This is a genomic window from Micromonospora sp. NPDC047707 (genome assembly GCF_040704235.1).
GTDB lineage: Bacteria > Actinomycetota > Actinomycetes > Mycobacteriales > Micromonosporaceae > Micromonospora.
Genome location: NZ_JBEYSU010000099.1, coordinates 1 through 4,506 on the forward strand (window position 1 = coordinate 1; position 4,506 = coordinate 4,506).

General features: G+C 62.8%; 4 protein-coding genes and 1 pseudogene. 2 read left to right on the forward strand and 3 right to left on the reverse strand.

Going from position 1 to position 4,506, the window contains the following annotated elements; all coding sequences use genetic code 11:
- Positions 1-237, reverse strand: a pseudogene (locus tag AB0873_RS31785) (hypothetical protein); the annotation flags it as partial.
- 186 nt (positions 238-423) lie between these two features.
- Between AB0873_RS31785 and AB0873_RS31790 the strand changes: the two are divergent.
- Together AB0873_RS31790 and AB0873_RS31795 are read left to right on the forward strand one after the other, a co-directional pair.
- Entirely contained in the window at positions 424-1,203 is a 780-nt protein-coding gene (locus AB0873_RS31790) for a transposase family protein (RefSeq protein ID WP_366604424.1), read from the forward strand.
- A 106-nt stretch (positions 1,204-1,309) separates the two neighbouring features.
- Entirely contained in the window at positions 1,310-1,459 is a 150-nt protein-coding gene (locus tag AB0873_RS31795; protein ID WP_366604426.1) for a hypothetical protein, read from the forward strand.
- A 525-nt stretch (positions 1,460-1,984) separates the two neighbouring features.
- Here AB0873_RS31795 and AB0873_RS31800 read toward each other — a convergent pair.
- Both AB0873_RS31800 and AB0873_RS31805 read right to left on the reverse strand, forming a co-directional pair.
- Positions 1,985-2,845, reverse strand: coding sequence for an alpha/beta hydrolase (locus AB0873_RS31800; RefSeq protein ID WP_366604428.1), 861 nt, complete (start codon positions 2,843-2,845; stop codon positions 1,985-1,987).
- A gap of 1,047 nt (positions 2,846-3,892) precedes the next feature.
- Positions 3,893-4,189, reverse strand: a complete 297-nt coding sequence (locus AB0873_RS31805) for a hypothetical protein (RefSeq protein WP_366604430.1) — start codon at positions 4,187-4,189, stop codon at positions 3,893-3,895.
- Positions 4,190-4,506 lie beyond the last annotated feature (317 nt).

The following is a 4,506-nucleotide window of genomic DNA, read 5'->3' on the forward strand; positions in this document are numbered from 1 at the left end:
CACGCTCACGCAGCTCATCGTTGTACTTCTTCTGTGCGGGCATCGCTGGTGTTCCTCCCAGGTTTCGATGTCTCCATCAAACCCGGTGCGGAACACATCGTGGGTCACGCCGTGGCGCAGGCACACCAGGGTGGCCAGCAGTCGGTCGACGAAGACCAACCGGTAGCGGGCACCGGTGCCCACCGCCCGCCGCCGGGACCGGGCAGTCAACCGCGTCCGCTGCCGGTCCTGCCACACGGGGCTCACCTCGGCCACCAACTCAGCGATGACCTCGACAGACAAGCCCGTCACCCGACGATAAGACACCACAGTGGACCAGACCAAGATCGTCCCACCAAGCACCCACAACCACGCACGAGGTCGTAAGGGACGTCTCGTAACCCCGGTGTCTGTCCGTTAAGGACGATCATTGAGGATGCGGGGGTGGAGGTGATCACCTCGGCCCACCCGGAGTGGATCTTCCCGTTCACAGGGTTGACGCCCGCCCAGTTCCGTAGGCTGGTCCGTCTGGTCGCCAAGCGTGGTGGGGACTCGATCGCCGACGGGCGGCCGGGCCGGCAGTGGGCTCTGGACCTGCCGGATCGGGTGGTACTGGTGGCCACGTACTGGCGCACGAACCTGACCATGCGTCAGATCGGCCCGCTGTTCGGGGTGTCGCACTCCGCCGCTCCCCGGGTCGTGGACACCCTCGGACCGCTGCTCGCCCTCGCCCCGGTGCGGCGGCGGCCGGTCGACCAGATCGCGATCGTCGATGGCACGCTGATCCCGACCCGGGACCACCGCCTGGCCGCGCGAAGCAAGAACTATCGGTACTCGACGAACCTGCAGGTCGCCATCGACGCCAGCACCCGCCTGGTCATCGCCGTCGGTGACCTTCAACCGGGAAACCGCAACGACACGGTCGTCTACCGCACCTCGGGCATCGACCAGAAGCTGGCCGGGCGGCCGGTCATGGCCGACGGCGCCTACCGCGGAAACCCCGAAGTGATCATCCCGTACCGCAAACCCGCCGACGGCAACGACCTTCCGGCCTGGAAGGAAGACCTCAACGCCCAGCACCGCACGATCCGAGCCCGGGTCGAACACGCCCTGGCCAGGACGAAGAACTGGAAGATCCTGCGCGACTACCGCCGCGCCGCCCACACATTGGCCGACGCCGCTTCCGGCATCGCCAACCTGCACAACATCACCCTGGCGAACTGAGCACCAACCCGGCACCACGCAACGCCTCGACCAGGTTACGAGACACCCTTTAGTGATGGCGGCCGTGGACAGGGTAGGTGTAGACGAGCGGGAACAGGTTCGATAGGTGTATGCCGCCTCGGCGGGCCGGTTGGTGGCGCAGCCGTTCGGGATGACCGCAGACTTCGCCGAGGAGCAGGACCTGGTGCAAGAGGCGTTCGTCAGAGCGTTGGCCCGGCCGAGCCCGCTGCGCGATGTTGAGAACCCGGAGGCGTGACTGCGGACCGTGGCGATGAACTTCCAGCTGCCGCTGGAGACTCCCATCGTTGCGCGACTTCCGCATCTCCACCAGGCCGGCCCGGCCATTGACCGGACGATGCCCCCAGGCTGGAGAGGTGAGTTAGTCATCGTTGTCCGCGGCCAGCGCGTCATCACCCTGGTGGAGCGGGTGGCTGTGTCATGCTCCACGCCCCGCCCGCCTCCCGGGCCGGGGAGCAAGTCGTCGACGTGCTCACCAGGCTGACGCACCGCCTCCGACCGAGTTTGCGCACCACAATGACCTGGGGCCAAAGGAGCGAGATCGCCGACAACGCCTGCTTTACCCTTGTCACTGATGGTTCTGTTGTCCCACGCTCCGTGGCTGTGGGCAGGAACGAAACTGTGCCGGCGTTGTTGCGCCAGCTCCCTTGCTCCATCAACTCTGCGGAAACAGGACCTTGACGTGGATGCCCAACGGCCGACCCCCCGGACACGCAACTGACAGAAACCCGCTTGGAGCACTCAACCGGTACCTCGTAAACCGTTAAGCGTGGATGAGCCTGTCGATTGCATCGACAACTGCGTTTGGCGCTTCCAATGGGACAAAATGACCGACGCCTGGAAGGATCACGCTTACTGAAAGGGGAAAGGCCAGTTCGAAATTTTCCTTGTGTGATAATGGGCGCATCGGGTCGCGGTCGCCCCAGAGTGCGAGGGTGGGAACATTGAGTGGGGGTGGCGGACTCTGCTCCCGGCGTACGGCACGCGCCCGATACCATGCGATACTCGAGGTGAAGGCTCCAGGCCGGCCGTAGGTCCTTGCGATTGCATCTATATGCTCCGGCATAATCTTGTCCTTGCCGGCCCAATGGTCGTAAAAGTGGCTCAGGTAGTTGTAGATCTCCCCTTCCTTGCCGTCGAGAAGGTGTTCTGCCAGTGCCAGCTGGTGAAAGTGTTGATACCATGCTTCACGCTGAGTTTCGGGCATGTATCGTTTATTCCCAATGTATGGATGCGTGGGGTTTAGGAGGACGAGTCCTCGGACCCGGTCGGGCTTTAGCCGAGCCACGACGGGGGCGACTGCCGAACCGATGTCGTGTCCAACGATAATCACGTCGGTCAACTCAAGCGCGTTTATCATCTCAACCACGTCGTGGGCGAAAGCTTCCTCATCTGCTGATCGAATGGGATCGCCATCGAGGTGGTCGGATAGACCGAAGCCGAAGAAGTCGGGAGCAATCAGTTGCGCCCGGCCTGCCGCCAATGGAAGCACGTACCGATAGTCAATCCAATAACCTGGCCAGCCATGTAGTAGGATCACGGAATTGCCGTCTCCCGTCATTGCGGCGTGCATCCGACCTCTGCTCAGGTCGATGAATCGGTGAGCTGCCTCGATGTTGTCCATTCGTGACAAACCTTTCGATCTATCCAGGCGGCTGTGTGGCGGACGCTACCTTCTGGCCAGTGGCATGCCTAGACTCAGTTCCATCTTCAGGGTCAGTGAGTCGTGCCGGATCGGCAATACTACCCACTAGTCAGATCGCTATTGCTTACGAATCGGCTGCCCCGACCGGCTCGCCTGCCGCCCTCGTTCGGAAGTGAGAGGTATTGATCATGCGCTGACTTCGAGGGCGGTTCTCTGGTACTGCGCCGGACGCAACTGTGATGCTGGCGATACCAGGAGGACCAGCGCTCAGCGGTAGGGCTGCTTCACCACGCCGGCCACTGCCAGCGACGGACAGGCCTCCGGCCATGACCTAGCACTGGCGTCGACGGTAACGGCGGGGATGCGTCGTGGGCAAGGTGTGCTACGCCGAGGCAGTGCGGCGCCGCCGTCATGCTGCGGGACGAGATCGAACCTCACAGCGAGCCTCGAGGGCGGCTTGGAGCCCTTGATGTGATCTGGCAGGAAGTGGTTGCGGTTACCGGCCGTCGGACGGCACGTCTGACGGTCCCACGAGACTGCGGAGGGCGTCGGCGGTTCGGGAGGACATAGTGTCCCTAGCAGATTGGGCTCGACCGTGGCCACGCTCGGCCTGCAAGATGGCCCGGGACGCCGTAGGAGCGAAGTGTGCGCCGTACCTCGAAACGACTTTGTCGCGCCGCTGCGGGCCGATGATCGACCATCTGGTCGCCTGGCTTTTCAGCGGTGTTGAACGGCCGTGTCGACGCCTCGAGGATGAACTTGGCGCACCGGGCTCGGCAATCGTCCACTCGGCGACCTGGTGAGAGTAGGCCTTGGGGACGAACGACAAGTATAAACCAGCTGGGTCGAGGCTGAGGCGCAACTCGGCTAAGCGGGAGGTCATGAACCCATTCGGGCCTATCTGTCGCCGAGCCTTTGCTTCTCGCTGCCTCCCGCAGTCGCTTCCAACGCCATCACTTTGACATGCCTTGTTCACACCCTGCCTACGCTGAGGAGTGCGATTCCATCGTGCAGTAGCCCAACGTCTTACAATCGCTCGTCGCGCTGGACATCGAGGTCAATGAATCGCGGACCGTCGGTGCACAGGGGCGCGAATGCCGCATGTACAGCACGGGTCTCGGGCAAGTTCGAGTTGGCCGCTGCATCCTCGCGTGAGTCAAACTCAATGATCTCAATATAGTGGGTGGATTCGTGTCGGTCTCGGCAGACGCGCGTTCGCCTGGCGGCACGAACTCCGGTGGAACTTGTGATCCAGGTGCTTAGTAGCCGATCGACTTCTTCGGGACGATCGGTATGGTAGTCGATAAGCTGCACGAACACGATGAAACTTCCTGCCGTCGGTCGGTATAGGGTGCCTCCTATTGATACACTGGCTAGTCGCCGTTCGTCTAGCCGCCGATGCGGTATCAACTACGCCGCAGTGAACCTAGAGGGACTGTCGGGCCGCGGCCAGGGAGGGGAGGCGCACCGAGGCGTCACAACCTTGCCTCGGGGTGCTATTCGCGTGCTGGTGGGCGCGGACGCTGGTCGAGTCAACGGACACGTCCTAGTAGTGCTTTGTTAGGTTGGTGGTCGTCGTTTCCGTCGGATGGTTCTGATCTTGCGTCGGCAGGTGGGGCATGCGCCGGTCCAGGTGGCGA

Coding starts and splice junctions, on each gene's coding strand:
- AB0873_RS31800 (WP_366604428.1), bottom strand. CDS start 2,845: ATGGACAACATCGAGGCAGCTCACCGATTCATCGACCTGAGCAGAGGT.